The sequence below is a fragment of the Amycolatopsis sp. CA-230715 genome (assembly GCF_018736145.1).
GTDB lineage: Bacteria > Actinomycetota > Actinomycetes > Mycobacteriales > Pseudonocardiaceae > Amycolatopsis.
Genome location: NZ_CP059997.1, coordinates 3619528 through 3644731, shown reverse-complemented (window position 1 = coordinate 3644731; position 25204 = coordinate 3619528). Strand labels below are relative to the sequence as shown.

General features: G+C 69.9%; 31 protein-coding genes and 1 pseudogene. 20 read left to right on the top strand and 12 right to left on the bottom strand.

Annotated elements, in window-relative coordinates:
- Nucleotides 1–165 precede the first annotated feature (165 nt).
- Nucleotides 166–648 carry a CGNR zinc finger domain-containing protein gene (locus HUW46_RS16995; protein ID WP_215548200.1) on the bottom strand — a complete coding sequence of 161 codons (483 nt, stop codon included), beginning with the start codon at nucleotides 646–648 and terminating at the stop codon, nucleotides 166–168.
- Between the two features lie 19 nt (nucleotides 649–667).
- Nucleotides 668–1288 (bottom strand): TetR/AcrR family transcriptional regulator, encoded by a 621-nt coding sequence (locus tag HUW46_RS16990; RefSeq protein WP_215548199.1) that lies wholly within the window; start codon nucleotides 1286–1288, stop codon nucleotides 668–670.
- Nucleotides 1289–1381: 93 nt separating this feature from the next.
- Here HUW46_RS16990 and HUW46_RS16985 point away from each other — a divergent pair, with 93 nt between their 5' ends.
- The 4 genes from HUW46_RS16985 to HUW46_RS16970 are packed head-to-tail and all read left to right on the top strand — an operon-like array spanning nucleotide 1382 to nucleotide 3170.
- Nucleotides 1382–1642, top strand: a complete 261-nt coding sequence (locus HUW46_RS16985; protein WP_254126248.1) for a hypothetical protein — start codon at nucleotides 1382–1384, stop codon at nucleotides 1640–1642.
- A 45-nt stretch (nucleotides 1643–1687) separates the two neighbouring features.
- The gene (locus HUW46_RS16980) at nucleotides 1688–2062 is read left to right on the top strand and encodes a VOC family protein (protein ID WP_215548198.1); all 375 of its coding nucleotides are present in this window, start codon (nucleotides 1688–1690) and stop codon (nucleotides 2060–2062) included.
- Nucleotides 2063–2078: 16 nt separating this feature from the next.
- Complete coding sequence (locus tag HUW46_RS16975) at nucleotides 2079–2489, top strand: TFIIB-type zinc ribbon-containing protein (RefSeq protein WP_215548197.1); 411 nt, start codon at nucleotides 2079–2081, stop codon at nucleotides 2487–2489.
- 3 nt (nucleotides 2490–2492) lie between these two features.
- Nucleotides 2493–3170 carry an AAA family ATPase gene (locus tag HUW46_RS16970; protein ID WP_215548196.1) on the top strand — a complete coding sequence of 226 codons (678 nt, stop codon included), beginning with the start codon at nucleotides 2493–2495 and terminating at the stop codon, nucleotides 3168–3170.
- Here HUW46_RS16970 and tgmC read toward each other — a convergent pair.
- Entirely contained in the window at nucleotides 3116–4231 is a 1116-nt protein-coding gene (gene tgmC / locus HUW46_RS16965) for an ATP-grasp peptide maturase system methyltransferase (RefSeq protein WP_215548195.1), read from the bottom strand. The genes HUW46_RS16970 and tgmC overlap by 55 nt on opposite strands.
- A gap of 110 nt (nucleotides 4232–4341) precedes the next feature.
- Between tgmC and HUW46_RS16960 the strand changes: the two genes are divergently transcribed.
- The 7 genes from HUW46_RS16960 to HUW46_RS16930 all read left to right on the top strand — a co-directional run bounded on the left by HUW46_RS16960 (nucleotide 4342) and on the right by HUW46_RS16930 (nucleotide 9330).
- Nucleotides 4342–4833: a helix-turn-helix domain-containing protein gene (locus HUW46_RS16960; protein WP_254126246.1), complete on the top strand. Its 492-nt coding sequence runs from the start codon at nucleotides 4342–4344 to the stop codon at nucleotides 4831–4833.
- A complete protein-coding gene (locus HUW46_RS16955) occupies nucleotides 4830–5507 on the top strand; it encodes a hypothetical protein (RefSeq protein WP_215548194.1) in 678 nt (225 codons plus the stop codon). The genes HUW46_RS16960 and HUW46_RS16955 overlap by 4 nt, the downstream gene beginning before the upstream one ends.
- A gap of 83 nt (nucleotides 5508–5590) precedes the next feature.
- Nucleotides 5591–5887 carry a DUF2516 family protein gene (locus HUW46_RS16950; protein ID WP_215548193.1) on the top strand — a complete coding sequence of 99 codons (297 nt, stop codon included), beginning with the start codon at nucleotides 5591–5593 and terminating at the stop codon, nucleotides 5885–5887.
- 13 nt (nucleotides 5888–5900) lie between these two features.
- Nucleotides 5901–6446, top strand: a complete 546-nt coding sequence (locus tag HUW46_RS16945; RefSeq protein WP_215548192.1) for a YbaK/EbsC family protein — start codon at nucleotides 5901–5903, stop codon at nucleotides 6444–6446.
- The gene (locus tag HUW46_RS16940; RefSeq protein ID WP_215548191.1) at nucleotides 6446–7453 is read left to right on the top strand and encodes an ornithine cyclodeaminase family protein; all 1008 of its coding nucleotides are present in this window, start codon (nucleotides 6446–6448) and stop codon (nucleotides 7451–7453) included. The genes HUW46_RS16945 and HUW46_RS16940 overlap by 1 nt, the downstream gene beginning before the upstream one ends.
- Nucleotides 7450–8901 carry an aromatic amino acid lyase gene (locus HUW46_RS16935; RefSeq protein WP_254126244.1) on the top strand — a complete coding sequence of 484 codons (1452 nt, stop codon included), beginning with the start codon at nucleotides 7450–7452 and terminating at the stop codon, nucleotides 8899–8901. The genes HUW46_RS16940 and HUW46_RS16935 overlap by 4 nt, the downstream gene beginning before the upstream one ends.
- Before the next feature lie 75 nt (nucleotides 8902–8976).
- The gene (locus HUW46_RS16930) at nucleotides 8977–9330 is read left to right on the top strand and encodes a YciI family protein (protein WP_254126242.1); all 354 of its coding nucleotides are present in this window, start codon (nucleotides 8977–8979) and stop codon (nucleotides 9328–9330) included.
- Nucleotides 9331–9378: 48 nt separating this feature from the next.
- On the opposite strand, the gene HUW46_RS16925 is transcribed toward HUW46_RS16930, so the two are convergent.
- Both HUW46_RS16925 and HUW46_RS16920 read right to left on the bottom strand, forming a co-directional pair.
- Nucleotides 9379–10122 carry an ABC transporter permease gene (locus HUW46_RS16925; protein WP_215548190.1) on the bottom strand — a complete coding sequence of 248 codons (744 nt, stop codon included), beginning with the start codon at nucleotides 10120–10122 and terminating at the stop codon, nucleotides 9379–9381.
- Complete coding sequence (locus tag HUW46_RS16920) at nucleotides 10119–10805, bottom strand: ABC transporter permease (RefSeq protein WP_254126240.1); 687 nt, start codon at nucleotides 10803–10805, stop codon at nucleotides 10119–10121. The genes HUW46_RS16925 and HUW46_RS16920 overlap by 4 nt, the downstream gene beginning before the upstream one ends.
- A gap of 118 nt (nucleotides 10806–10923) precedes the next feature.
- On the opposite strand from HUW46_RS16920, the gene HUW46_RS16915 reads away from it, so the two are divergent.
- Nucleotides 10924–11850 carry an ABC transporter substrate-binding protein gene (locus HUW46_RS16915; protein ID WP_215548188.1) on the top strand — a complete coding sequence of 309 codons (927 nt, stop codon included), beginning with the start codon at nucleotides 10924–10926 and terminating at the stop codon, nucleotides 11848–11850.
- A 4-nt stretch (nucleotides 11851–11854) separates the two neighbouring features.
- Here the strand turns inward: HUW46_RS16915 and HUW46_RS16910 are convergent, their stop codons facing one another.
- Both HUW46_RS16910 and HUW46_RS16905 read right to left on the bottom strand, forming a co-directional pair.
- Complete coding sequence (locus HUW46_RS16910) at nucleotides 11855–12589, bottom strand: class I SAM-dependent methyltransferase (RefSeq protein ID WP_215548187.1); 735 nt, start codon at nucleotides 12587–12589, stop codon at nucleotides 11855–11857.
- Nucleotides 12586–13377, bottom strand: coding sequence for a class I SAM-dependent methyltransferase (locus HUW46_RS16905; protein ID WP_215548186.1), 792 nt, complete (start codon nucleotides 13375–13377; stop codon nucleotides 12586–12588). The genes HUW46_RS16910 and HUW46_RS16905 overlap by 4 nt, the downstream gene beginning before the upstream one ends.
- Nucleotides 13378–13500: 123 nt before the next feature.
- Here HUW46_RS16905 and HUW46_RS16900 point away from each other — a divergent pair, with 123 nt between their 5' ends.
- Nucleotides 13501–13935: an SRPBCC family protein gene (locus tag HUW46_RS16900; protein ID WP_215548185.1), complete on the top strand. Its 435-nt coding sequence runs from the start codon at nucleotides 13501–13503 to the stop codon at nucleotides 13933–13935.
- A gap of 83 nt (nucleotides 13936–14018) precedes the next feature.
- Nucleotides 14019–15029, top strand: a complete 1011-nt coding sequence (locus HUW46_RS16895) for an NADP-dependent oxidoreductase (RefSeq protein ID WP_215548184.1) — start codon at nucleotides 14019–14021, stop codon at nucleotides 15027–15029.
- 3 nt (nucleotides 15030–15032) lie between these two features.
- Here HUW46_RS16895 and purU read toward each other — a convergent pair whose 3' ends face one another.
- The 5 genes and pseudogenes from purU to HUW46_RS16870 form a co-directional block, all read right to left on the bottom strand.
- Nucleotides 15033–15908 (bottom strand): formyltetrahydrofolate deformylase, encoded by an 876-nt coding sequence (gene purU, locus HUW46_RS16890; RefSeq protein ID WP_215549919.1) that lies wholly within the window; start codon nucleotides 15906–15908, stop codon nucleotides 15033–15035.
- A gap of 14 nt (nucleotides 15909–15922) precedes the next feature.
- Nucleotides 15923–16585, bottom strand: a complete 663-nt coding sequence (locus HUW46_RS16885) for a maleylpyruvate isomerase N-terminal domain-containing protein (RefSeq protein WP_254126238.1) — start codon at nucleotides 16583–16585, stop codon at nucleotides 15923–15925.
- Nucleotides 16586–16781: 196 nt separating this feature from the next.
- A pseudogene (locus HUW46_RS48915) lies at nucleotides 16782–17147 on the bottom strand (DedA family protein); the annotation flags it as partial.
- A gap of 188 nt (nucleotides 17148–17335) precedes the next feature.
- A complete protein-coding gene (locus HUW46_RS16875) occupies nucleotides 17336–18148 on the bottom strand; it encodes a class I SAM-dependent methyltransferase (RefSeq protein WP_215548183.1) in 813 nt (270 codons plus the stop codon).
- Complete coding sequence (locus HUW46_RS16870; RefSeq protein WP_215548182.1) at nucleotides 18127–18627, bottom strand: DUF2505 domain-containing protein; 501 nt, start codon at nucleotides 18625–18627, stop codon at nucleotides 18127–18129. The genes HUW46_RS16875 and HUW46_RS16870 overlap by 22 nt, the downstream gene beginning before the upstream one ends.
- Nucleotides 18628–18653: 26 nt before the next feature.
- Between HUW46_RS16870 and HUW46_RS16865 the strand changes: the two genes are divergently transcribed.
- The 6 genes from HUW46_RS16865 (at nucleotide 18654) to HUW46_RS16840 (ending at nucleotide 24702) form a co-directional block, all read left to right on the top strand.
- Nucleotides 18654–19730, top strand: a complete 1077-nt coding sequence (locus tag HUW46_RS16865) for a UDP-N-acetylmuramate dehydrogenase (protein WP_215548181.1) — start codon at nucleotides 18654–18656, stop codon at nucleotides 19728–19730.
- Nucleotides 19731–19920: 190 nt separating this feature from the next.
- A complete protein-coding gene (locus HUW46_RS16860) occupies nucleotides 19921–21093 on the top strand; it encodes a L,D-transpeptidase (protein ID WP_215548180.1) in 1173 nt (390 codons plus the stop codon).
- 11 nt (nucleotides 21094–21104) lie between these two features.
- Nucleotides 21105–21929, top strand: a complete 825-nt coding sequence (locus tag HUW46_RS16855) for an alpha/beta fold hydrolase (RefSeq protein WP_215548179.1) — start codon at nucleotides 21105–21107, stop codon at nucleotides 21927–21929.
- Nucleotides 21930–21943: 14 nt separating this feature from the next.
- A complete protein-coding gene (gene mshA, locus HUW46_RS16850) occupies nucleotides 21944–23242 on the top strand; it encodes a D-inositol-3-phosphate glycosyltransferase (RefSeq protein ID WP_215548178.1) in 1299 nt (432 codons plus the stop codon).
- Complete coding sequence (locus tag HUW46_RS16845; RefSeq protein ID WP_215548177.1) at nucleotides 23239–23754, top strand: YbjN domain-containing protein; 516 nt, start codon at nucleotides 23239–23241, stop codon at nucleotides 23752–23754. Before mshA ends, HUW46_RS16845 begins: the two co-directional genes overlap by 4 nt.
- Nucleotides 23755–23817: 63 nt before the next feature.
- Entirely contained in the window at nucleotides 23818–24702 is an 885-nt protein-coding gene (locus HUW46_RS16840) for a DUF4349 domain-containing protein (RefSeq protein WP_215548176.1), read from the top strand.
- Nucleotides 24703–25204: the final 502 nt, after the last annotated feature.

The following is a 25204-nucleotide window of genomic DNA, read 5'->3' as shown; positions in this document are numbered from 1 at the left end:
AGGCTGTGCGCTGCTCCACCAGTTGTGCACCGAAGTTATCCACAGGCGACGGGGTTGTCCACACCCCAATCTGTGGGTAACCCCGGCGGGTTACAACATCTAGGTGAGAAGGCTTGCCTATCTCCCTCTGTGACCGATGGCCACTGGACGTAACCTGCGAGTGGATCACGTGGGTTCGGCCGCGGCCCGCTCTCGCCAGGCGCGCGCCTTCTCCCGGTTGCCGCACACCCGCATCGAGCACCACGTGCGCGAGTGGTTGCGCGACTGGTCGTAGAACGCCCAGCGGCAGTCGTCCGCGGGGCAGATCTTCACCCGGTCCCAAAGGCCGAGCACGGCCAGCCGCGCGGCAGCGCCCAGCACCGCGCCGGTCGCCGACGTCGTCGCGAACGCGGGCCCGTCGGTGTCGACGCGGACTTCGATGGCCGCACTCGCCTCGCGCGGCATCGAATCGGGGTCGCCCGCGGCCGCCCGCAGCGCTGCTCGGGCCGAGCGCGCACCGGTCAGGTGTCCCGGCGTCAAACCACGTTCCGCTGCCCAGCTCTGCCATGATTCGGCGGAGTGCAGCGCGTCGGTGCCTTCCTCGACGTCGAGCGTGTTCAGGAAGGCGATCACCAGCGCGGCGTCCGGGTGTTCGGGTCGCTCGCTCACCACATCAGTGTAGGTCGTGTCAAGACCGGGTTTTCGCCTCGCGGGAGGTCCACCAGCCGCGGAGGTGGTCGTCGATGAGCCGGTGTGCCGATCGCGTGGTGACGAGCCCGAGCGCGAAGTGCTGGGTGATGCCGTCGACGAACGTTCGAAGCGCTCGCGTCTCGCCTGCCGTGTTCAGATCGGGCCGGATTTCGCCGGCGTTCTTGCCGTAGTCGATCAACCAGGCCAGTAGTTTGCCGCTCTTTTCGTGGTGCTCGCGGAGTACCGCCCTGAAGTCCTCGCGGACCGCGGCGGCGGCGGTGAAGGTCAGCCAGACCGTCGCTTCGGCGCGCTGCCCGGAGCCGGCGAGGGACATTTCCTGCAGTGTGATCGACAGCAGTGTCTTGGCCGAACCCTTGCTGCCGGACGTGTCGATGCGGCGCGCGCCCCGTTCCTGCGTCTTCGCGATGATGTGGTCGAGGGCGAATCCGAGCATCAGATCCCCGGTGGGGAAGGTGCGCTGGACGGCGCCCATCGAGACCTCCGCTCGCGCGGCGACGTCCCGGAGGGTGACGCCTTCGATGCCGCGGTCGGCGATCAGGTCGCATACCGCGTCGGCGATCCGGCGCCGCCTCGCGTCGTGGTCGACGTGTCTTGGCATGTGCCGATCATGCCTTCCTCGTTCCGATGCGCTTGCATCGATACGATGCTACCGTGTTGTAGTGATGCAAATGCATCGGAACGGAGGTTGGGGATGTCGGTGTTGTCCGGTCGTGGGTCGCGGACCGCGTTGTGGGTCTCGGCCGCGCTGTTTTCGGTGCAGGGCTTCGGTTCGGTGATCACTGAAGCGGCGTGGCATTCGTCGTTCGGGATTTCCGGGATCCTCGTCGGCGCGGGTGCGCCGGTGTGGATTTCCTGGGTGATCGGCGGGATCGGCCTGGTGCTGTTGGGGTGCGTGCTCGCGGTGTCGCTGCCACGCGGGCGGCGGCAGGCGGGTTGCGGCGTTCCTCGGTAACTCCCATAATCGTTTCACTGGTTATGGCAAGCACGAGGAGGATGTATGACCGCCGCAATCCCGAAGCTGGGTTCCGTGGTGCTCGACTGTCCTGAGCCGATCGAGTTGGCCCGGTTCTACGCGGCCGTGCTCGACTGGCCCGCGGAGCTGGACGTGTCCGAGGATGGCGGATGGGTCGACCTGCCCAACCCCTCGGGCGGCGCGGTGCTCGCCTTTCAGCGTGTCGACGGGTACCTCGCGCCGGACTGGCCGTCGCAGGAGCGTGCGCAGCAGTTCCACCTCGATCTCGAGGTTCCCGATCTCGATGCGGCGCAAGAGCGCGTCCTCGGCCTCGGTGCCAAGTTGCTCGACGACAAGCCGCGGACGTTCCGCGTCTACGCCGATCCGGCGGGTCATCCGTTCTGCTTGTGCGTGTGTTGACGCCTGGCGGACGGACATGCGTAGGCTGATATACGTGATTTGTCCGAAGTGTCAGAACGTGATGAAGACTGTCGACAAGGGCGGCGTGCACATCGAGCAGTGCGAGGGGTGCCGCGGCATCTTCCTCGACCGCGGCGAGCTCGAGCAAATCGCCGGCGCGGAAAGCGCCTACTACGCCAATCAGGCACCACCGCCGTACCAGCCGCCCGCCCATCACGGCGGGCACGCGCCGACCGCGCGGTACGGACACGGCGATTCGCCGCGGCCCTACCGCGGCGGATACGGCGATTCGCCTGGTCCGTTCCGGGGCGGTTACGCGGATTCGCCGCGCGGCTACCGAGGCGGGTATTCGGACTCGCCGGGGCCGTACGGCAGGGGCGGGCACCGCAAACGTCGCGGCAGCTTCCTCGAGAACCTGTTCGACTGACGCGTGCTCGACCTGAAGATCTGCCCGGTGTGCGGTGATCGCGCGGAATGGCCGGTCGTCGCCGACGACGTGTTGTCGTGCGCGAGATGTGGGCACCGGTGGCCGTTCCGGCGGCTACCGCTGTTCGCGCTGACCGGCCCGAGCGGCGCGGGGAAGTCGACGGTCGGCCCGCTGCTGGCCAAGCGTCTCGCCGACCGGTTCGTGGTCCTCGAACAGGACGTGCTGTGGACGGCGGGCCTTCGTGACGACGTCGACGGGCATCCCGGGTTCCGATCCGCGTGGCTCCGGCTCGCCGCGATGATCCACCAGAGCGGCAGGCCGGTGGTGCTGTGCGGCACGGTCGCGCCGCCGGAGTTCGAAACGCGGCCGGAACGCGTGCTGTTTTCGGGCATCCACTACCTGGCGCTGGTCGGTGACGAGGCGACGCTCCGGCGGCGACTGCTCGCCCGACCGGCGTGGCGGGAGTGGTCGGAACCGCGGGTCGCCGAGATGCTGGAGTTCGCCACCTGGCTGCGCGACACCGCGGCGACGATGGAACCGCCGGTCGAAGTGTTCGACACGACCGCGGAACCGATCGAGGCGGCCGTCGACCACGCGGAGCGGTGGGTGCTCGGCCGATGGGCGGCTCACCCGTCGAGCGGCCAGGTCGGGCCGTCCGGCCTGTCGAGCCAAAAGCTCTGACGCCGCGGGCTGACCGTCACGCCGAACCTGCGGCGGGTCGGCTTCCCGAGCGCCTTCCACTCCTCGCGGGCTCGTTCGACGTCGTCCCAGAGTCGCCGCGGGCCGCCTTGGTCGACGGTGTTCCCGGTTCGCGTCGCCCATGACCCGTCGGGATGGGTGAATGTCACCGACCCCGCGTCGTGTCGTGGCGTGACGCCAGCCAGTGCGAGGCCGGCGAAGAATTCGAACGGGCTCGACGGGTCTGTCACTTCGGAAACCGGCAGGCTCGTCGTCCGCGCCTCGCTTTCCCTCGCCGCTGGAAGGGACGCGGGTTTCCGATGCGCGCGCATCGGCATGAATCTGCCATCCCTGGCGAGCACGCGGCCTTCGCCACGCGCGCCCTCGCCCGCGACGAGGCGGACGAGTCCCGCGCCGATCGGCCTGTGCAGTGTGGTCACGACCAGCCCGCCCGGCCTCGTCTGCGCGAGCCAAGCCGGCGGGATCGGCGATACCGCGCAGGTGCACAGCACCCGGTCGAACGGCGCTTCGGCCGGCAGGCCGAGCGCGCCGTCGGACGCCTGGCACGCCGGGGCGTAGCCGACCGCGCGGAGTGCGGCACGGGCCGAGGACACGAGCGCCGGGTCGATGTCCACTGTGGACACGTTCGCGTCGCCGAGCCGCGCGCACAGCAGTGCCGCGTTGTACCCGGTCCCGGTGCCGATTTCCAGCACGCGGTCGCCTTCGCGGACGCGGAGCTCCTCGAGCATGATCGCCATGATCGACGGCATGCTCGACGAACAGGTCGGGACGCCGATGACGGGGCCCTCGGCGCGCGCGACTTCCCACCGTTCCGGCGAGTCGTCGAGCTGGGTGACCAGAACGCGGTCGCGGTAGACGTGGTCGAGCCAGCCGTCGTCGCCTGCCTGGACGGCCGCCCAGCGATCGCCGTCCGCCACGAAGAACCGCGGCAGGAACAGCTGCCTCGGTACCGCGCGGAACGCCTGGACCCAGCGCGGGTCGGAGAGCGCGCCGTCTTCGCGAAGCGAGTCGACGAGTCTGCGCCGACGGCGGATCGTGGCCATTTTCCCAGCTTATCGCGGTGACACGAGACACACCCGATAGTTGCAAGCAGAGTGCTTGCAACTGCTAGCACGCTCGCGTACCGTCGGTGTGGTCGTAAGGAGGTGACCGGATGACAGAGCCGCGAGAGCCGGCGACCGGGCCGATCGACAAGGTCGCCGACATAGCCTCCGACATCGGCGAGTACATCCGGCAGCAGCGCAGCAACGCGAAGATCTCGCTACGCCAGCTGTCGAAACTGGCCGGCGTGTCCAACCCCTACCTAAGCCAGATCGAGCGCGGGGTGCGCAAGCCCAGCGCGGAGATCCTGCAGCAGATCGCCAAGGGACTCCGGATTTCGGCGGAGGCCCTGTACGTCCAGGCCGGAATCCTGGACCTGCCGACCGGTGGCCCCGTGCCCGAGGCGATTCGGTCGGACACCGAGCTTTCCGAGCGGCAGAAGCAGGTCCTGCTCGACGTCTACGAGTCGTTCCGCAGGGAGAACCAGGCGACGCGTTCGGCCCGAGAAACCACAGCGCCGGAAGACACGGCGCACCAAAACCCCGCGGCGCCCAACCCGCCCCTCAACGGTGCCGCGCCTTTCCGAGGAGTGAACGAACAATGACCGCACCCAAGACCGAAGACGTTCGCAAGGCCGTCAACACCGCCCTCGAGCAGGTCCGCACGCCGCTGCTCGCCGCGCTGGGCGCTGGCAACCTGGCCAGCCAGGCCGTCGTCGACGCCGTGAGCAAGGCCAAGGAGCGCGTGAACGAGAGCAGCGAAGCGGCCCGCAAGAACTTCGAGGAGTTCCCGACCGACGTCGAGAGCCTCCGCGAGAAGCTGGACCCGGCCGAGCTGCGCAAGGTCATCGACGAGTACACCGAGGCCGCCATCAAGCTGTACAACAAGCTGGCCGAGTCCGGTGAGCAGGCGTGGGACAAGATCGCCGCCCAGCCGCAGGTCAAGAAGGCCCTGGAGCAGCTCGAGGACGCACTCCAGACCGCGCAGGACAGGGTCGAAGAGGTCACCGGCGACGCCCGTGAGCGCGTCGACGGCGTGCTCGGCAAGGTGACCAAGCGGACCCGCTCCGCCGGCGAGAAGACCGCTCGCAAGGTGACCGAGGTCGCCTCCGAGGTCGCGGACAAGGTCGAAGAAGCAGGCGACGAGGTCGCGCACGAGACCCGCAGCGCGACCCGCAAGGCCGCGAACAAGACGGCCCCGCGCGCCGCGAGCACGACGCGCCGCACCACCACCGCGTCGACGGCGAAGAAGACCACCGCGCCGAAGACCGAGAAGTAAGCGTCCCGCTTCCCGGGCCCCCGGCACCCGCTCGAGGTGCCGGGGGCCCGTTTTGTCCCCGGCACCTCAAGTACGCTGATGGTGTGCCGCAAACCGCCTTTTGGATCTGCTGGGTCATCGACCAGCTCGGAACACTGGCGGCGTTGTTCGCGTTCGTGCACGCCCTGCTGCAGCGCGCCGACGCCTACGCCGCGGCCGATCGCAAGACCAAGCCCCTGTGGCTCGCGATCACCGGCGGCGCCACGGTGATCATGGGGCTGACCGGGTTCTGGGGCAACGGCACGATCTTCTGGCTCGCCGGCATGGTCGCCTCGCTCGTCTACATCGTGGACGTCCGGCCGAAGCTCATCGAGGTCCAGCGCGGCGGCCGGAACTGGTAAGTACGCTGGCCGCGTGACCACCTGGACCATCGCCGGAACCCTGACCGTCGAGCCCGCGGCCCAGCGCACGGACCTCCTCGCGGAGCCCGTCGCCAAGGCGCTCGCCGCACTCGCCGATCGTAACGCGGTCGGTGTCGCCGCCATCGACGCCGACCTCGCGGGCACGGCCGCGTTCTGCGAGGCGTACTCGTCGCCGCTGTCGGCGTCGGCGAACTGCGTCGTCGTCGCAGGAAAGCGCTCGGGCGAAGTGCGCTACGCCGCCGCGCTCGTGCTCGCGACCACTCGTGCCGACGTCAACGGCGTCATCAAACGCCGCCTCGACGTCCGGAAGGCGTCCTTCGCGCCGATGGACGAAGCCGTTTCGCTCACCGGCATGGAGTACGGCGGGATCACCCCGGTCGGGCTGCCCGCGGACTGGCCGATCCTGATCGACAAGGCCGTCGCCGAAGCGCCCGAACTGGTCATCGGCAGCGGGATCCGCGGCAGCAAGCTGCTCATCCCCGGCCCGGTCGCCGCGTCGCTGCCCGGTGCGGAGGTCATCGACGGCCTAGCGCGCTGATGACCAAGGTGTGGATGCGGTACCTCTCCGGTGCCGACATCGACTCGCTCGGCATCACCGACGCGGACATCGTCGGCGCGGTCGAGGACGTGCTCGCCGACCACGGCACCGGGCGCGTGGTGTTCGAGCCGCGGACGCACCTCGTGCCGGACAACGGCGGCAAGGGCCATTTCAACGTGTTGCGCGGGCACTTGTCGGCGAAGCGGGTCAGCGGTGTGAAAGTGGTCGGCGACTTCGTCGCGAACTTCGAACGCGGCCTGCCCAGCGAAATGGCGCTGATCCTGCTGCTCGACCCGGAAACGGGCATGCCGCGCGCCATCGTGGACGGCACGATGATCACCGACGCCCGCACCGGCGCGATGACCGCGGTCGGCGCCAAGTACCTGGCTCGCCGCGACGCGAAGGTACTCGGGCACGTCGGTGCGCGCGGCACGGCGTGGTGGAACGTGGTGCTGCTGGACTCGGTCTTCGACTTCGACGAGATCCGGGTGACCAGCAAACGGCCGGAATCGCGCGCGGACTTCGCGGACCGCCTTTCCACGCGGCTCGGCAAACCGGTCCTGGCGTGCGAGACCTGGGAGGAGACGCTCGACGGCGCGGACATCCTGGTCGAAGCATCCCGGCTGACCGCACCGGAGCCGCTGCTGCGCAAGGAGTTCGTGCGGCCGGGCGCGTTGCTGGTGCCCTACGGCACGATCAGCGCGCTGGAGCTCGACCTGCTCGACGTGGTGGACAAGGTCGTCGTGGACGACTGGCGCGAATCGCGGTCCGGCAACTCCGCGTTCGGTGCGTTGCGGCCGCAGCTCGACGCGGGCCTGCTCACGGAGGAGCGCGTGCACGCCGAGATCGGCGACGTCGTCGCGGGCAGCAAGCCGGGCAGGGAGGACGACCGGGAACGCGTGCTGTTCTGGCATCGCGGTCTGTCCACGACGGACCTTGCGGTCGCGCACCTGATCCTCGGCAGGGCGGAGCAGGCCGGCGTCGGCACGATGCTGCCGTATCGATGAGTGACCTACTGGGGGCGGCCATGGTGGACATCCGCGCGATCGCCGACGGCGCGCGAGTGGAGTTGAACAGTGCTCAGCTCGACGTGCTCGCCGCGGGCCGCACGGCCGTGCTCGCCGCGCTGGCGAGCGGCACGCGACCCGTGTACGGCGTGAACACCGGCATGGGCCGTTTCGCCGACGTTCCGCTGACCCTGGAACAGCAGGCACAGCACCAGCGGAACCTGCTGATCGGGCGTGCGGTCGGCGGACCGCCGTGGCTGCCGGAACGCGACGTCCGAGGCTTGCTCGCGGCACGGCTGCAGGATTTCCTGGCACCGGAAGCGGGGGTGAGCGCCGAACTCGTCCGTTTTCTCGCCGACCGCCTGAACGACGGGTTCGTACCTGCCGTGCCCCGGGCGGGGCTCGGCAGCGCGGGCGAGATCATCCCGCTCGCGCACGCGTTCCAGACCTTCGCCGGGATCGGGACCGTGCTGGACGGCGATGACGAAATACCCGCCGCGGACGCGCTTTCCCGTCGTGGCGTCGAGCCGTACGTCCTCGGTCCGAAAGAAGGCGTGAGCCTGATCCAGGGCGCGCCGCTCGCGAGGGCGCACGCCGTCCTGCGGGGCGTCGATGCCGCCCGCGCGGTCGAAGTCACGTTGCTGTGCACCGCCGGTGCGGTCGACATCCTCGGTGCGCCGCTGGCCGGTTACGACCCCGCGCTCGGCGGCGCCGATTCCGTGCTCACCGACGTTCTCGGCGAGGTTTTCGCACTGGTGAAGGTTGCCGCTGTGCGCGAGGGCGTGGTGCAGGCCCCGGTGTCGGCGCGGGTCGGTCCGCGGGCGATCGCGCACGCACGCCGGGTGCTGCGCGAACTCGCGGAGACGGTCGAGCGCGCCGTGGGAGTTCCCGCGGACTCACCCGCGTTCATCGACGGCGAGTTCGTTTCGACGACCGGTTTCCACGCCGCCGACCTCGGGCTCCGGATGGACGCGGTGACCGCCGCGCTGGTCCACCTCGGCGAGATCGGTGTGCAGCGGTTGCACCGGATGCTCGACGAACGGTTCACCGGATTGCCCGCGCAGCTCGCCGCCGAACCGGGGCCGCACGCGGGGCTCTCCCCGTTGCACAAGCGCGCGGCGGGCGAGTTGCACGCGCTGCGGCGGCTCGCGGCGCCCGCCACGGTCGGTTCGGCAGACACGTCCGCGGGCCAGGAGGACGTGCAGGCGTTCGCGCCCGCGGCGGGGGAGCAGCTGCGCGCGGCGGTCGAACACCTCATGGTGGTCTCCGCGTGCGAGCTGCTCGCCGCGTGCCAGGCGGATCACCTCCGGGGCGCGAACGCGGCGGCGCCCGGCGTGCGCGCGGTCTACGCGTGGGTCGGCGAAACGGTCGACCCGGTGCTCGTGGACCGGCCGCTCGGTCCCGATCTCGAACGGCTCGGGAAAAGGCTGAAACTTCTCGACGCGTGATGTAGAGGCGCGGGCGGCGGCTCCGACTTGCTCGCGAAAGGCGCCGGAAGGGCGCCGCGGAACCGAGGAGCCGAAATGACCAAGTACCTGCTCACGATGCACATCGACCCGGCCGTCATGGCGAATCTGACCAAGGAGCAGAACGACGACATCATGAACGGGCACGGCGCGTTCATGGAGACGACCAAGGCCAGCGGCGAGTTCGTGTGCACGTTCGCGCTCAACGACCCCGCGGAGGCCGTCGTGGTGTCGGAGTCCGGGGTGTCGAAAGGACTTTTCCTCGGCACCGAGTGCTTCGCCGGTGGCTGCTACCTGGTGGACGCCGCGTCCGACGAACGCGCGAGGGAACTGGCCGCGCTCATCCCGGACACGAAGATCAAGGGCCTCGGGGTGGAAGTCCGGAAGTTCATCTTTTCGGACGGTATCTGACCGAATACGCCGGGATCCGGCACGGCGCCGGATCCCGGCGGCGCGGTTTCAGTTCGGTTCGGGTGCGATCGTGTGCGGGTTTTCGGGGCGGCTCCGCTGCTGCAGCGCCAGCCCTCGCGGCACGGCGAACCGGGTGATCAAGGCGAACACGCCTTCGCACACGAGCGCCAGCACGATGACCGCGATGCCGCCCGCCACGATTTCACCGTATCCGCCCGCACCGAGTGCGAAACCGTCCACAATGTACCGGCCGAGCCCGCCGCCGTCGTTGACGATCGCGCCGATCGCGACGGTGGCCACCAGCTGCAGGAACGCCACCCGCAGGCCGGCGAGGATCACCGGCGACGCGAGCGGGAGTTCGATGCGCAGCATGATCTGGAGTTCGGTGTGGCCGGTGCCGCGCGCGGCGTCCACAGTGTCCTGTTCCAGCGACAGCACGCCCGCGTAGGTGTTGGTGAACAGCGGCGGCAGCGCGAGCGCGACCAGTGCGAGCAGCAGCGGCCAGAAGGTCGTGCTGATGTCCCATCTGCTGGCCAGGAACCAGAACAGGATGATGAGCCCGAAGCTGGGGACGGCGCGTCCGATGTTGACCGCACTCGACGCGAGGAATTCTCCGCGCCGGTAGTGCGCGAGCACGAGCGCCAGCGGGATCGTCAGCAGCGACGCGACCGCGAGGGACAGCAACGAGAACTCGAGGTGCTCGACCGTCCGATAGGGAATGCCCGCCGGATCCGTCCAGCTCCAGCGGTTCGGCTCGGACAGCCAGCGCACCGTTTCGTCGATGATGCTCATCGGGTCCGCACCTTCCTCGACCACGGCGCGAGTGCGCGTCCTGCCAGCCACAGCAGGAGATCGACCAGTACCGCCAGCGCGATCGAGAGCACGATGCCGACGATGATCGGCGTCGGGTTCGGCGTGGTGGTCTGGATCCCGGCGCGGATGAAGAACCCGAGCCCGCCCATGCCGAGCATCGAAGTCACGGTGACGAGCCCGATCGTGGTGACCGCCGCGACGCGGAGCCCCGCGACGATCACCGGCAGTGCGAGCGGGAGTTCCACCTGGGCGAGCAGCCTGCCGCGGGTGAATCCCATGCCGACCGCGGCCTCCCGGACTTCGGCTGGCACCTGCCGGATTCCGGTGACTATGTTTCGCATCAGGATGAGAATCGTGTAACTCGCCAACGGGATGACCGCCGTGGTGAACGTCAGTCCGAAGAACGGCCGCAGCAACGCGAACGCGCCGAGGCTCGGGATGACGTAGAGCGCGCCGGCGAAACCGTTCGCGGTGGTGGCGAACCAGCGGTACCGCAAGGAAACGACGGCCAGCACGATCGACACCGCGAGCCCGATGCCCAGCGCCGCGGCGGTCAACGAGACGTGTTCGGTGAGCCGCGTGACGATCGCCTCGGCGTTGCGCTCGACCCAGCGCCATTCGAAGATCGGTCTGCCGCTTTGGGCGATCGAGAACTCCCGCACCGCGTGAGTGTACGGCCGCGGCACGACGAATTCCGGTCGCTGGGAAACCGTTCCAGCACGTGGATTCTGTCGGTGCCCGGGGTTAGTGTCTTGTTCCGCATTCCAGATGGGAGACCTCATGCGCTGGACCAGGAACATTCGCGTGGCCGCGGCGGTCGCGGCCACGGCGCTCGGCTTGGCGGCGTGCGGTGGCGGGGGTGACAGCGGTGGTGGTCAGCCCGCGGCGCAGAGCAAGGGCGGCGCGCCGATCGTCGTCGCGTCGTTTAACTTCACCGACAGCCAGATCCTCGCCGAGGTGTACGCGGGCGCGCTGGAAGCGAAGGGCTACCCGGTGCAGCGCAAGCTCAACATCGGCTCGCGCGAGCTCATCTACCCGTCGCTCAAGTCGGGCGAGCTCCAATTCCTGCCGGAGTACCAGGGCGCCGCGATCACCACCGGGTTCAACGGCGAGGCGCCGAAGGACGCGAAGTCCGAACACGCGAAGCTCACCGAACTGCTCGCCCCGTCCGGAGTGTCCCTTCTGGACTACGCGCAGGCCGAGAACAAGAACACGTTCATCGTGAAGGCCGATCTCGCCAAGCAGCACGGGCTCACCAAGATCAGCGACCTGAAGAAGCTGGACAAGGTGATCCTCGGCGGCGGACCGGAGTGCGAGAAGCGCATCCCGTGCTTCCTCGGTTTCAAGGACGTCTACAAGCTCAACGCGAGCTTCCAGGCGATCCAGGAAGCGGGCCCCCGGATCGAGGCGCTGCGCAACGGCACGATCACCGCGGTCACCGTCGACTCGGTGAACCCGCTGGTCGGCGACCCGCAGTTCACCGCGCTGCAGGACGATCTGACGATCGTGCCGACCGAGAACATCGTGCCCGCGGTGAACAAGAAGGTGCTCGACGAGCGCGGTCCTGATTTCGCGGCCGCGGCCAACGCGGTGAGCGCGAAGCTGACGACCGAGGAGTTGCGCGAGCTGAACAAACGCGTCGACTCCGACGGCGAGCAGGCCGCCGACGTCGCCAAGGACTGGCTCAAGGACAAGGGGCTGGCGTAGTTCCTCAGCGCTTTTCGACGGCGGTGCCGGCGACGGCGACCACGGCGGCGTGCGTGCCGTGGCGCCAGCCGGTACCGGCTTCGGTGTAGCCCGCGGCGTGCAGGGCGTCGACGTGCCATGCGGCGGGCGGCGTCCATTCGGTCGACGTGCGGCCCGCCAGCACAGCGGTGCGCGCGGCCGCGGCCCTGCCGAGCGCCGGGTCCGCCGCGGCACGCGCCCACCACGAATCCCAATCCGATGCGGATGCATCGGATACGCGGTGCCGCAGGCGGCGGGCGAGGGCGGCAAGGCCCGGCTCGGGCATGTGGTCGAGCACGACCAGCAGCCCTCCGTCGCGCAGCACGCTCGCGATCTCGGCGTAGAGCGCGGTCAGCCTGCCGGGCGGCAGGTAGTGCAGTGCCATGACCGCCAGGGCGGCGTCGTACTCCCGGTGTGGCAGGGCCCCGATCCAGGCCGGGGTGTCCAGATCGGCGGCCACGATCCCGGCCGTCGGTGGCAAGGTTTCGCGCGCGATGGTCGTCAGCACCGGGTCGAGGTCCAGGAGTGTCACGTCGGCGCCCGGCCACCGGCCGAGCGCCTTGCGGCAGACCGATCCGGTGCCGCCACCGAGGTCGAGGATTTTCGGCGGAAGGCCGTCCAGTACGGCATCGACGAGGCCGAATGCCGCGTCCACCCCCTCGTCCCGGCGTGGCTGGTAGACCGCCATCAAGCGGTCCCACTCCTCCTGCCAGGCCTTCACGCGCGGTGCGCCACAGCGGTCAGGTAACCGACCGGGAGCACGAAACCGCGGTCGTCCTCGCGGCCCGCGGCCAGCAGTTCCCGCAGCCGCCGGTACGCGGCGTCCCAGTCCCCTGTGGACTCGAGATCGGCGCGCGCGGCGACCATGCCGGGCACCATCGTGGTCATTTCGGTGACCGCGTCCTCGAACGACGGCCAGCGCACGTCGACCGTGTCGACGGTCGTTTCCAGCCGCACCGGCTGGCCGGTGAAGAACTCGGCCAGCTGGGCCGGGTCTCCCCAGCGTTCGGTGTCGGGTCCGGCTTGCCGTTCCGGCCGCACGTCGGTGTAGAGCGAGCGGAGTCGCCCGAAAGCGCTGTCGGGCAGCCACGCGGTCAGCCCGATCAAGCCGCCGGGGCGGCACACCCGCACCAGCTCCGCCGCCATGGCCGCGGGATCGGGCGCGAACATGGCGCCGAACGCCGACAGCACGCGGTTGTATTCGCCGTCCGGCTCGCCGGTCGCGGTCATGTCCGCTTCGCGCCAGCGCACCGGGAGATCTCCCGCGCGAACCGTGGCCACGTCGAGCAGTGCCGGGGTGACGTCGAGCCCGGTGACCACGCCGCCCGCGCGGGCGGCGGCGATCGCGACCACGCCCGTTCCGGTCGCCACGTCCAGTACACGGTCTCCTGGCCGGACGGCCCGTTCGGCCAGTGCGGCACCCGCGGCGGACCACCGGTCGCCCACCGTGGCGTAATCGCCGAGCGCCCACAGCCGCGCCGTTCCCGCCTGTCCTGCCGCATTCGCCATGCCGGCTACCGTAGCCTAAATTGAAACCATTTTCATTAACCGGCAGGAGGACGCGCGTGAGGGCGTCGGCGGTGGTGTGGAATCGTGGGCGTGTCGAGTAGGCAAGACGGAACGGGGAGTGAGATGGCCCAGGTCACAGCCACCGCGGAACGCACGATCGACGCGCCGGTGGAAAAGGTTCGCGCGCTCGTCGCGGACTACGCCGGGACGCGGTCGAAAATTTTGACCGAGCAGTACCGCGACTACCAGGTCACCGAGGGCGGCACGGGCGCGGGGACCAAGGCGTCGTGGAAGCTGCAGGCGACCGAAAAGCGCGTGCGCGACATCGCGGCGACGGTCACCGAGCCGGAACCCGGCACCCTCGTCGAGACCGACGCGAACTCCAGCATGGTGACGACGTGGACGGTGCGCGCCGCGGGCGAAGGCAGCTTGGTGCGCATCGAAACGACGTGGAACGGCGCCGGCGGAATCGGCGGCTTCTTCGAGAAGACGTTCGCGCCGAAGGGGCTCAAGCGCATCTACGACGGCGTCCTGGCGAACCTCGCTGCGGCTGTGTAGTACTCGCCACAACCGGAATTTGCGCCCCGTTTAGCGCGTTGGCACGGGCGTACCCGCAGGAACCACTACCACTGGAGTTACTGGTGAACGCACCGGCCAAGGCGACCGAAATCCGGCTCGCCGCCCGTCCTCACGGCACCCCGACCCTCGACGACTTTTCCATTGTGGACACCGAGGTGCCCGCGGCGGGACCAGGCGAGATCCTGGTGCGCAACCTCGTGCTCAGCGTCGACCCGTACATGCGGGGCCGGATGAGCGACGCGAAGTCGTACGCGGCGCCGTACGAGGTCGGGAAGGTGATGCACGGCGGCGCGCTCGGCGAGGTCGTCGAGTCCACAGTGGACACCTTCAAGCCGGGCGACGTCGTCCTGCACCAGCTCGGCTGGCGCACCCACGCGGTGCTCGATGCGAAGAAGGCCGTCCGTGTCGATCCGGAAGCAGCGCCGCTGAACGCCTATCTCGGCGTCCTCGGTATGACGGGCCTGACCGCCTACAGCGGCCTTTTCGACGTCGCCGCGTTCAAGGCGGGCGACACCGTCTTCGTCTCCGGCGCGGCGGGCGCGGTCGGTTCGATCGTCGGCCAGCTGGCGAAATTGAACGGTGCTCAGCGCGTGATCGGCAGTGCCGGTTCCGCTGACAAGGTCCGGCACCTCGTCGAGGATCTCGGCTTCGACGCCGCGTTCAACTACAAAGACGGTCCCGTCGCCGAGCAACTGCGCGAAGCGGCGCCCGACGGCATCGACGTCTACTTCGACAACGTCGGCGGCGAGCACCTGGAAGCCGCGATCGACTCGCTGAACTTGCACGGGCACATCGTGGTGTGCGGAATGATCTCCCAGTACAACGCCACCGAACCCACGCCGGCGCCGAGGAATCTTTCGCAGATCATCGCGAAGCGCTTCACCATGCGCGGCATGCTCGTGAGCGACCACTTCGACCTGCAGCCGAAGTTCCTCGCCGAGGTCGCCCCGCTGGTGCGCGACGGCAGCATCAAGTACTCCGAAACCGTCGTCGACGGCATCCGCAACGCCCCGCAGGCGTTCCTCGACCTGCTGGGTGGCGCGAACACCGGCAAGATGCTCGTCCGGCCCTGAACCTCAGAAGACGACCGTCCGGTTGCCGTGCACCAGCACGCGGTTTTCGAGGTGCCACCGCAGGCCGCGGGCGAGCGTGACCTTTTCGATGTCGCGGCCCTTGCGGACGATGTCGGAAACCGAGTCGCCGTGCGCGACGCGGGTGACGTCCTGCTCGATGATCGGGCCCGCGTCCAGGTCGGCCGTGACGTAGTGGCAGGTCGCGCCGACGAGCTTGACGCCGCGCGCGTGCGCCTGGTGGTAGGGCCGCGCGCCGATGAACGACGGCAGGAAGCTGTGGTGGATGTTCAGCGCGCGGCCTGCCCACGCTTGGCACAGGTCGGCGGGCAGGATTTGCATGAACCGCGCCAGCACCACCGCGTGCGGGTCGTGGAAGTCGACGATCCCGGCGATTTCGGCGAACGCGGCCGCCTTGCCTTCGGGGTCGCCCTTCGGGAACGGCACGTGGTGGAACGGGATCCCGTGCGCCCTGGTGATGTCGCCGAGCGGCGCGTGGTTGCCGACGACCGCCGACACGTCCACGTCGAGCTCGCCCGCGGCCACCCTGCCGAGCAGGTCGTAGAGGCAGTGCCCGTCCTTGGACACCAGGATCACCACGCGGCGGCGCTCACCGGTGTCGGCGACGCGCCATTCCGACTCCGGTGAAATCGACCGCGCGACCGCGTCGAACCGGTCGCGCAGTTCGTGCACGTCGAACGGCAGCGATTCCGCCGTCACCACCTGGCGCGTGAAGAACCAGCGGGTGTCCGGATCGGTGTGGTACGCGGCTTCGACGATCAGGCCACCCGCCTCGGCGAGGAACGTGGAGATCGCCGCGACGATCCCGCTCCGGTCCGGGCAGCCGAAGGTGATGACGTACTGGTGCGGCATGCCCGCCATCTTTCCTGGTGCCGTCACGGTGCCGCGAGCGGTTCGAGCAACGAGACGTCGCCGATGACCGACGCGTCGGACGGGCGGCCCCAGATCCGCCGGTACACCGCGTCCGCGGTACCGGCGACCGTCACGTCGGCGTCGAACGTGGCCGACGTGCCGTCGGCGACCACGGGTGGCACGCCTTCGCGCAACTCCAGCATCCACACGCGACCGGCGTCCGCCGCGTGCACCAGCACCGATCCGGTCGCGGCCGAATCCGTCCACGGGCGGAACGGCAGCAGGGCGGTCAGCATTTCGTCGACGCCGTCGGCGGCGAACGCCGGATCGAACAGCGGTGTCCCGTCGCCGTTCGCCGTATCGGCGTCCAGCCGGTGGATCGCGCCTTCGTGTGCCTGCCGGCGTGCCCACGAGCCGGTCGTCTTCGCGTAACCGGGAAACGGCAACCACGCCGGAGCGTCCGGCCCGGCGCCGAGCGCGTCGAGCATGGCCGCGCTTTGGGCCTGCTGCCAGGCGAGCACGGCCGCCCAGCCGTCAGGAGCAGGTTCGGGGCTCACCTTCCCGGCGTGCGGGTGCGCTACCGCTTCGCGGACCAGGGAATGCACCCTGCCCAGGTGACCGACCAGCCTGCTGACCGTCCACTTCGGACAGGTCGGCACCGGCGCGTCCGGACCGGCCGCGGTCACCGCCGCCTGGAAAGCGGTGAGGTGCGTTCGGATGGCGTCGAGGTACGTCTCGTGGTCCACGCCGCGAGCGTAGCCACCCGCGCAACCGCCGTGCGCCTTCGAACGCGGCCAGCGTCGTGAGCGCGAGCGCGCCCGCCAGTACCAAGCCCTTCGCGGGCTCGTCGGCGAACCCGGCGCCACCGACCCAGCCGACGAGGGTGCTGTACACCGCCCAGACGCTCGCGCCGCACAGGTCGTAAACCGCGAAGCGGCGCCAGGGGAAGTGGAGGCTCCCGGTGGCCAGCCCGCTCGCCACCCGGCCGCCCGGCAGGTACCGCGCGCCGACGATCAGCAGCGGCGCGTGTTCGTCGACGCGGGCCTTCGCCCAGTCGTAGCGCTGCCGGGTCTTCTCGCCACGCCGCATGCTCGCCAGCACGCGTTCGCCCGCGGTGCGGCCGATCCAGTAGCTGGCGCAGTCGCCCGCGAACGCGCCGACGGCGGCGACCACGGCGAGCAGTGCCAGCCGCGGCGCGTCCTGGCCCAGCAGCACGGCGACCGTCACGACGGCCGTTTCGCTCGGCATGAACGGGAAAAGCGCGTCGAGCCCGGCGACCAGGAAGAGCGCGAGCCACAGCCAGGGCGAGTCCAGCGTGCCCCGGAGCAGGTCGGTGACCTCGTTCAGCAGCTCCACGCGATCATCGTGATCACCCCAGGTCGCCACCGGATGACTCAGCGGCGTGCGGGACGTGAACAGCGCGTAGAAGCCAGCCCTCAGGGTCGCACGGTGGCGAACGGCACGGTCAGCTCGCCGAGCCGCCAGCGCGTCCTCCTGGTCAGCACCGGCCAGCCGCGGTCCGCCAGCTGGGCGACGGTGTGCGACCACCGCGCCCGCACGCCGAACGAGCGATGCGGCGCCGCGGCGAGCCAGCACGCGTCGAGCGCGCGCAGGAACTCGTGCACGCGCTCACCGGGCACGTTGTGGTGGATGAGCACCTTCGGCAGCCGTTCGGCCACGGTCGACGGCAGCTCCAGCTCGGCGAGCCGGAACGACAGCGTGAGCGTTTTCGGCCCGTCGCCCGCGACCGTCACCCACGAACACAGCCTGCCGATCTCGTCGCACGTTCCCTCGACGAGCAGCCCGCCTGGCGCCATCCGGTCGAGCATCACCTGCCACGCGTCCGCGACTTCGTCTTCCGGGTACTGGCGCAGCACGTTGAACGCGCGCACGAGGACCGGCGAGGTGCCCGCGAGCTCGAACCCGCCGCGGCGGAAGTCCAGTGCGGGCGGGTCCGCCGCGTGCCGGGCCGCGTCGACCCGGTCCTGGTCCAGTTCGAGCCCCAGCACGCGCACGTCGGGGCGCGCGATGCGCAGCCTGCGTGCCAGCTCGACGGTCGTCACCGGCGACGCGCCGTACCCGAGATCGACCACGAGCGGGTTCGCCGCGCGCCGCAGCAGCGTGCCGATTTCGGGCGAGCTCGTGAGCCACCGGTCGACCCGGCGGAGCCGGTTCGGGTTCGTCGTGCCGCGGGTCGGCGCCCCGATGGCGCGTGTCGGCCCGCCCGTCAGCCGTTGTCGGCCAGCCACTTCGCGGTGAACTCGGCTTCGCGCTGCAGCAGCTTGGTGACCTGTTCGGCGATGACGCTTTCCAGCCTGCCGCCGACCAGCGGGATGCGGACCTTGACCTCCCCGCTCGTGCGAAGCACCGCGAGGCCGCCTTCCTCGCGCAGTTCCGTGCGGGCCTTGATCTCGCCCGGCACGCCGTCGACCTCGGCGGTCGCGGTGCCGGTGTACCCGTCGCCCGCCGTGGTCCAGGTCTGCGTCCGGTGCACGATCAGATCGCCCTTGTGCAGGGTTCGCACCGCCTGGGGGAGCTGCTCCGCACCGATGCCCTGAACGAGCCGGTAGCGGGCGCCGCCCTCGGTCTTCTCGTGCTCGGGCAGCCCGGCGTGCTTGCCGCCGAGCCGCTCGAGCCGCGCGCGCAGGACGTCGGCGTCGGTCTGCGCGGCGTAGACGTCGGCGACGCTCTGCGGGAACTCTGCGCGGTGCTCGATACGGGAACCCATGGGCGCAGACAGTACCGTTCCGGGACGTGAGCACAGTCGAAACTCCCACCCAGGCGCCCTTGTCGAGCTACACGACACTGCGGCTCGGCGGCACCGCGCGGCGGTTCGTCACGGCGACGACCGACGACGCGCTCTTGAGCGCTGTTCAGGAAGCGGATCGGGCAGGCGAGCCGCTGCTCCTGCTCGGCGGCGGATCGAACCTGGTCGTCGGCGACGACGGGTTCGACGGCACGGTCGTGCGGATCGCCACCGAAGGCTGGACGCTCGAGCGCGACGCGGCGGGCACGGTCGTCGCGGACGTCGCGGCTGGCCAGAACTGGGACGATTTCGTCGCCCACGTCGTCGAGGAGAAGCTCGGCGGGGTGGAGTGCCTGTCCGGCATCCCGGGCTCGGTCGGCGCGACGCCCATCCAGAACGTCGGCGCGTACGGGTTCGAGATCGGCGGATCGCTGGTGTCGGTCCGCTGCTTCGACCGGCGCTCCGGCGAGGTCCGCACGATGTCCCGCGAGGACCTGGGCCTCGGCTACCGCACGAGCGTGTTGAAGGGCACCGACGCGGCCGTCGTGCTCCGCGTGCGGATCGAACTGAACGGTGACGGGCTGTCGCAGCCGGTTCGGTACGCGGAACTCGCCAGGACGCTCGGCGTCGAGGTCGGCGAGCGCGTGCCCGCCGGTGACGTGCGGGAAGCCGTGCTCGGCCTACGCCGCGGCAAGGGCATGGTGCTCGACGCCGACGACCACGACACCTGGAGCGCGGGCTCCTTCTTCACCAACCCGATCGTCGCCGAAAACGACATCGCCGGTGTCGTCGCGCGCGTCGCTTCGGTCGTCGGCGACGACGTCGCGATGCCCCAATACCCGGCCGACGGCGGGGTCAAGCTGTCCGCCGCGTGGCTGATCGAACGCGCCGGGTTCGGCAAGGGGCACCGGGGCCCCGGTGGCCGGGTGTCGTTGTCGACGAAGCACACGCTCGCGCTGACGAACCGCGGCTCCGCGAGCACTGCCGACCTGCTCGCCCTCGCCGCCGAAGTCCGTGACGGCGTCCACGCGCGCTTCGGTGTCTCACTGCACCCGGAACCCCTCTTGATCAACTGCGAGATGTGACGAACGCGGCATCCCCGATGCGGGTGGCGGACCCGGACGGACGTCACCGGGCGCGCGCCAGCATGGCAGGCTGGGACGAGCCGGACGAACAAGGCAACCGCTGAGGCGGCAGGCACGTCCAGGTAACGTCGAAGCGTTTGCGGGCGGTTCTTCGGTATGCGGCCGCGTCCAGAGCTAGGAGGTCCTCGGGGTGTTCGAACGGCGCACGGTGTTCAAGGCGGCACTCGCCACCAGCGCGACCGTCCTGGTCGCCGCGTGCTCGGGCGACGACTCGGCGGCCCCGGGCAACGGTGGCGGCACGGGCGGGGACGCGCCTGAACAGCCGAAGGCCCAGATCACCGCGACGCCCGCGGTCGGCGCGAAGGACGCGCAGGTGTCCCAGCCGGTCGTGCTGAAGGTCGCCGAGGGCAAGTTCACCGACGTCAAGGTCACGAACGCCGACGGCAAAGCCGTCGAGGGCGATTTCGACGCCGAAAAGACCACCTGGACGAGCAAGGGGCAGCTCGGCTACGGCAAGAACTACACCTACGCGGCGAAGGCCAGCGGCACCGACGGCAAGGAAGCGCAGCTCACCGGCGCGTTCGACACCCTGAAGCCCGCCAAGGAGATCAGGGTCACGCTCAACCCCGGTGACGACGCCGAGGTCGGGGTCGCGATGCCGATCAGCGTCAAGTTCGCCTCCCCGGTCAAGGACAAGGCCGCCGCCCAGAAGGCGCTGGTGGTCGAGCCGTCGAAGCAGGTCGAGGGCGAATGGGCCTGGCTGTCCGACAAGCAGGCCGACTGGCGGCCGAAGGAGTACTGGCCCGCGGGCACCAAGGTGAAGGTCACCGCGAAGGTCTACGGCATCGACCTCGGTGGCGGCACGTACGCCAAGGACGACGTGAGCACCGAGTTCAAGATCGGCCGCAACCAGGTGGTCAAGATCAACACCCCGGACCACGTGATGAAGGTGTACCGCGACGGCAAGGAGTCGGCGAGCTACCCGGCGAGCAACGGCCTCGACTCGGTCACCGACCGCAACACCCCGAACGGCACGTTCATCGTGATGACCAAGGAGCCGACGGCGCGCTTCGACAACGCGCGCTACGGCTACACGAACGTCAACAAGAAGTGGGCGTGCCGCATCTCCAACCACGGCGAGTACATCCACGAGAACCAGGACAACGCGTCCGCGATCGGGAACACGAACAACTCCCACGGCTGCGTCAACCTGCTCGACAAGGACGCGAAGGCGTACTTCGACAGCGCGATGATCGGCGACCCGGTCGAGGTCACCGGTTCCAAGCTCAACGCGGTGACCACCTCCGACGTGATGGACTGGCTGCTCGACTGGAAGACCTGGCAGTCGAAGTCGGCGCTGTAGCGGCGGCGCGGATGCAGACCGAAGTCGTCGGTGGCGGCGGAGTCCGGCTCGGGGTGCGCGTGGTCGGCGCCGAGCAGAGCAGGCCGATCGTGTTCGTGCACGGCTGGGCCCAGTCCTCACTGGCTTGGTCGCTTCAGCTCGCCGATCCCGCGCTCGCCGAGCGGCACCGGCTCGTCGCCGTCGACCTGCGCGGCCACGGCACCTCGGACGTGCCGGTCGAAGGGTACGACGATCCCGGCCTGTGGGCGGCGGACCTCGCCGCGGTGCTGGAGTTCGCCGGGGCGCCCGCGGTCGTGGTGGCCTGGTCCTACGGCGGCCTCGTGCTCACCGACTACCTGCGCGTGCACGGCACCGAAGGGATCGCCGGGATCGTGCTGGCCGGCGCCATCACCGAACTGGGCCGCGGCAAGCCGGGCGGCAGGGTGGGGCGGGCCATGCGCGCGGCATTGCCGGGCGCGCTTTCCGAGGACATCGCGGTCGCGCTGCCCGCGCTGACCACGTTGTGTGACGGGATGGCCTCGCGGCCGGTGCCGGGTGCGCTGGCCCAGTCGCTGCTCGGTTCGTGCCTATCGGTGCCGCCCGCGGTCCGGTCCGCGCTGTTCCGCCGCGAGGTCGACAGCGCGGACGTGCTGGCCGCGGTCGACGTCCCCGCGCTGGTCATCCACGGTACGGAGGACGCCGTCGTCGACGTGTCGGCCGGGGGATACGCGGCGGGGAAGATAGTGGGGGCCCGCGAGCGTTGGTTCCAGGGTGTGGGGCATCTGCCGTTCGTCGAGGAGGCGGCCGAGTTCACCTCGGCACTGCGGCAGTTCGCCGGAGAACTGCTCGCACGCTGACCAGGAGTGACCAGGTGACGATCTCGCTGCACCCCGTGCCTCGTCATGCGCCGCGCCGGGTGGCGGTGCTGTCCGTGCACACTTCGCCGCTGGAGCAACCCGGTACCGGGGACGCCGGCGGCATGAACGTCTACGTGCGGCAGACCGCGACCGAGATGGCCAGGCGCGGGGTCGAGGTCGAGGTGTTCACCAGGGCGACCTCGTCGGACCAGCCGCCGGTCGCCGAGCTGGCACCCGGCGTGCTCGTCCGGCACATCCAGGCGGGCCCGTTCGAACCGCTCGGCCGTGACGAGCTGCCGGGGCAGCTGTGCGCGTTCACGTCGGGCGTGCTGCGGACCGAGGCGTTCCACGAGCCGGGGCACTACGACCTGATCCACTCCCACTACTGGCTTTCCGGGCAGGTCGGCTGGCTGGCTCGCGACCGGTGGGGCGTCCCGCTCGTGCACACCGCGCACACGCTCGCGAAGGTGAAGAACGCCGCGCTCGCCGAGGGGGACACCCCGGAGCCGAGGACGCGCGTGATCGGAGAGGAGCAGGTGGTCGCCGAAGCGGACCGCCTCATCGCGAACACGGCCGTCGAAGCCCGCGAACTGATCGGGATGTACGGCGCCGACCCGGACATGGTGCACACCGTTTCACCCGGCGTCGATCTGCGCCGGTTCACGCCGGGGCCCCGTGCCGCCGCGCGGGATGCGCTGGGCCTGCCGCGGGACGCGGTGGTGCTCGCGTTCGCCGGGCGGATCCAGCCGTTGAAGGCGCCGGATGTGCTGGTGCGGGCGGCGGCCAGGATGCTCGAACGCGAGCCGTCGCTGCGGTCGCGGTTGGTCGTGCTGATCGTCGGCGGTCCCTCCGGTAGCGGCATGGAGCAGCCCCGGGCACTGCGGGAACTGGCGGTCTCGCTCGGAATCGAGGAGCAGACCCGGTTCCTTCCGCCGCAACCTGTGCCGTCCCTCGCGAACGTGTTCCGCGCCGCCGACGTCGTCGCGGTGCCGAGCTACAACGAGTCGTTCGGCCTGGTCGCGCTGGAGGCGCAAGCATGCGGCACGCCGGTCGTCGCGGCCGAGGTCGGCGGCCTGCCAGTGGCCGTCGTGCACGGTGTTTCCGGATTGCTGGTGCCGACGCACACCGCGGACGACTGGGCGAGTGCGCTCGGCAGCCTCGTCAAGCGGCCGGGCAGGATGGCCGAGTTCGCCGAGAACGCGATCGCGCACGCGCGCCGGTTCTCGTGGGCCAGCACGACGGAGAAGCTGCTGAAAACCTACGCTGAGGCGACGAGTTCGTTCCGCAGTGCGTCGCAGGAGGTCGCGGTATGACGGTGGACACCGTCGTCAGGTCCACTTTGGATGAAGCGGGGCTGAAGTACGAGCAAAAAGGCGAAGGCCGTTATTTCGTCACGCTCCCCGGCACCAAGAAACTGCAGACGAACGTCTGGCTCATCGCGCGCGAACACGCTTTCTCGATCGAGGCCTTCGTGTGCAGGCGGCCCGACGAGTCGCATGAGGACGTTTACCGCTTCCTGTTGCGTCGCAACGCGAAGCTCTACGGCGTTCACTACACGGTGGACGCCATCGGGGACATCTACCTGGTCGGCAGGCTCGGCCTGGAAACGGTCACCCCGGCGGAGCTGGACAAAGTGCTCGGCCAGGTGCTCGAAGCGGCTGACGGTGATTTCAACACCTTGCTCGAAATCGGGTTCGCCACCTCGATCAAACGGGAATGGGACTGGCGGGTGTCGCGCGGCGAGTCCCTCGCGAACCTGCAGGCGTTCAAGCACCTCGTCGAACCCGAAGGTGGTCACCAACCGGGCTCGTTGACCGAATCCTGACTCGCCGCGTGCAACCGGGCGCACGCCGCTCTCCGTCCCTCCGCCACCACTGGAGGGAGAATCATGATCACCAGGAGAACGCGCGTCGTGCTGGCGTGCGGCGTGCTCGCGGTCGCGCTCGCGGGGTGCACGAGCGGCGGGCAGGCGTCGAGGACCGCCGATTCGGGTAGCGGTGCGCAAAACGAGATGGCGGCACCGCAGGCACCGTCGCCGGGAAAGGCGCCCGCGCCGGGGAAGCCCGTCGCGGGCCAAGGGCAGGCCGAAGACCGGAAGCTGGCCAAGACCGCGACCATCGCGCTGACCGCGCCGGATCCGGCCGCGGCGGGTGAAGGCGCGCGTCGTGCCGCGACGGCGGCGGGCGGATTCGTCGGCGAAGAGCGCACCGACGGTGATTCGGCGTCGTTGAGCGTGAGCGTGCCCGCCGCGAAGCTGGATTCGGCACTGGATGAGCTGGCGAAGCTGGGCACGGTCGTGCGCAAGGTCCAGAACGCCCAGGACGTCACCGAGCAGGTCGTGGACGTCCAGTCGAGGCTGGCGACGCAGCGCAAGAGCGTCGAGCGGGTGCGGGCGCTGCTCGACCGCGCCGGTTCGGTCAGCGAGATCGCGTCGGTGGAATCCGAACTCACCACCCGCGAAACCGAATTGGAAGCGCTGCAAGCGAAGCAGAACACCCTGACCGCTCAAGTCGACATGGCGACAATTTCGGTTTCGGTCAGCTTGCCGCCCGCGTCGAAACCGGATTCCGCTCCGGGTGGCTTCACCTCGGGCCTGGCCGACGGCTGGAGCGCCTTCCTCATCTTCGGCTCCGGCGTCCTGACCGGCCTGGGCGCCGCTGCCCCCTTCCTCGCGCTGCTCCTGATCCCCGCGGCCCTCTACTGGCACCACCGCCGCAAAAAGCCCGCCAGTCCCACAACCCCGCCACCCGTCACCCCCACCAACAACATTTAGCCCGCTAAATGCACCCGCGCCCCACCCGGCCCCGCGCACCCGCAGACAACGTTTAGCCCGCTAACTGCACTCGGCGACCCCCAAGTTGTGCGCCTACCGAAAGCCCACTCGCCCGCCTGCACATCCGAGTGCCGCGAGGTCCGGACCGAAGGTTCGGCCATTGCCAGACCGACCACAACTGCGATCCGGCGCGCCCCGCGCGCCGGGAGCGTGCAGTCGGTCGCAGGGCCCCTGGGCCCTCTAAATTTGCGATGGCGGGGGCGCCCGCCACTCAACAGGGACTCAGCTTGAGAGCCGCGCCCCCGGCAGCGCAAATTTTGACGACCGATAAAAGACAAAAAAAGAGCGGGACGGCTCGAGGGAGGGGGAGTCGCGAACTCGAGCCGCCCCGCTGACGTTCCCGCCGCTTCTGGACCCGGTGACGAGGGGGATGCCAACGGGGCCGGCGGGCCGCAGCCCGGCAGGGGGAGACGAGCTGCGGTCGTAGCCCGTCTCGGCTGGG

What these genes read in the sequence shown, in the direction of transcription:
- HUW46_RS16990 (WP_215548199.1), bottom strand. Translation starts at nt 1,288, where the DNA reads ATGCCAAGACACGTCGACCACGACGCGAGGCGGCGCCGGATCGCCGAC.
- HUW46_RS16985 (WP_254126248.1), top strand. Translation starts at nt 1,382, where the DNA reads ATGTCGGTGTTGTCCGGTCGTGGGTCGCGGACCGCGTTGTGGGTCTCG.
- HUW46_RS16980 (WP_215548198.1), top strand. Translation starts at nt 1,688, where the DNA reads ATGACCGCCGCAATCCCGAAGCTGGGTTCCGTGGTGCTCGACTGTCCT.
- HUW46_RS16975 (WP_215548197.1), top strand. Translation starts at nt 2,079, where the DNA reads ATGCGTAGGCTGATATACGTGATTTGTCCGAAGTGTCAGAACGTGATG.
- tgmC (WP_215548195.1), bottom strand. Translation starts at nt 4,231, where the DNA reads ATGGCCACGATCCGCCGTCGGCGCAGACTCGTCGACTCGCTTCGCGAA.
- HUW46_RS16960 (WP_254126246.1), top strand. Translation starts at nt 4,342, where the DNA reads ATGACAGAGCCGCGAGAGCCGGCGACCGGGCCGATCGACAAGGTCGCC.
- HUW46_RS16955 (WP_215548194.1), top strand. Translation starts at nt 4,830, where the DNA reads ATGACCGCACCCAAGACCGAAGACGTTCGCAAGGCCGTCAACACCGCC.
- HUW46_RS16940 (WP_215548191.1), top strand. Translation starts at nt 6,446, where the DNA reads ATGACCAAGGTGTGGATGCGGTACCTCTCCGGTGCCGACATCGACTCG.
- HUW46_RS16935 (WP_254126244.1), top strand. Translation starts at nt 7,450, where the DNA reads ATGAGTGACCTACTGGGGGCGGCCATGGTGGACATCCGCGCGATCGCC.
- HUW46_RS16930 (WP_254126242.1), top strand. Translation starts at nt 8,977, where the DNA reads ATGACCAAGTACCTGCTCACGATGCACATCGACCCGGCCGTCATGGCG.
- HUW46_RS16925 (WP_215548190.1), bottom strand. Translation starts at nt 10,122, where the DNA reads ATGAGCATCATCGACGAAACGGTGCGCTGGCTGTCCGAGCCGAACCGC.
- HUW46_RS16915 (WP_215548188.1), top strand. Translation starts at nt 10,924, where the DNA reads ATGCGCTGGACCAGGAACATTCGCGTGGCCGCGGCGGTCGCGGCCACG.
- HUW46_RS16905 (WP_215548186.1), bottom strand. Translation starts at nt 13,377, where the DNA reads ATGGCGAATGCGGCAGGACAGGCGGGAACGGCGCGGCTGTGGGCGCTC.
- HUW46_RS16900 (WP_215548185.1), top strand. Translation starts at nt 13,501, where the DNA reads ATGGCCCAGGTCACAGCCACCGCGGAACGCACGATCGACGCGCCGGTG.
- purU (WP_215549919.1), bottom strand. Translation starts at nt 15,908, where the DNA reads ATGGCGGGCATGCCGCACCAGTACGTCATCACCTTCGGCTGCCCGGAC.
- HUW46_RS16870 (WP_215548182.1), bottom strand. Translation starts at nt 18,627, where the DNA reads ATGGGTTCCCGTATCGAGCACCGCGCAGAGTTCCCGCAGAGCGTCGCC.
- HUW46_RS16855 (WP_215548179.1), top strand. Translation starts at nt 21,105, where the DNA reads ATGCAGACCGAAGTCGTCGGTGGCGGCGGAGTCCGGCTCGGGGTGCGC.
- HUW46_RS16845 (WP_215548177.1), top strand. Translation starts at nt 23,239, where the DNA reads ATGACGGTGGACACCGTCGTCAGGTCCACTTTGGATGAAGCGGGGCTG.
- HUW46_RS16840 (WP_215548176.1), top strand. Translation starts at nt 23,818, where the DNA reads ATGATCACCAGGAGAACGCGCGTCGTGCTGGCGTGCGGCGTGCTCGCG.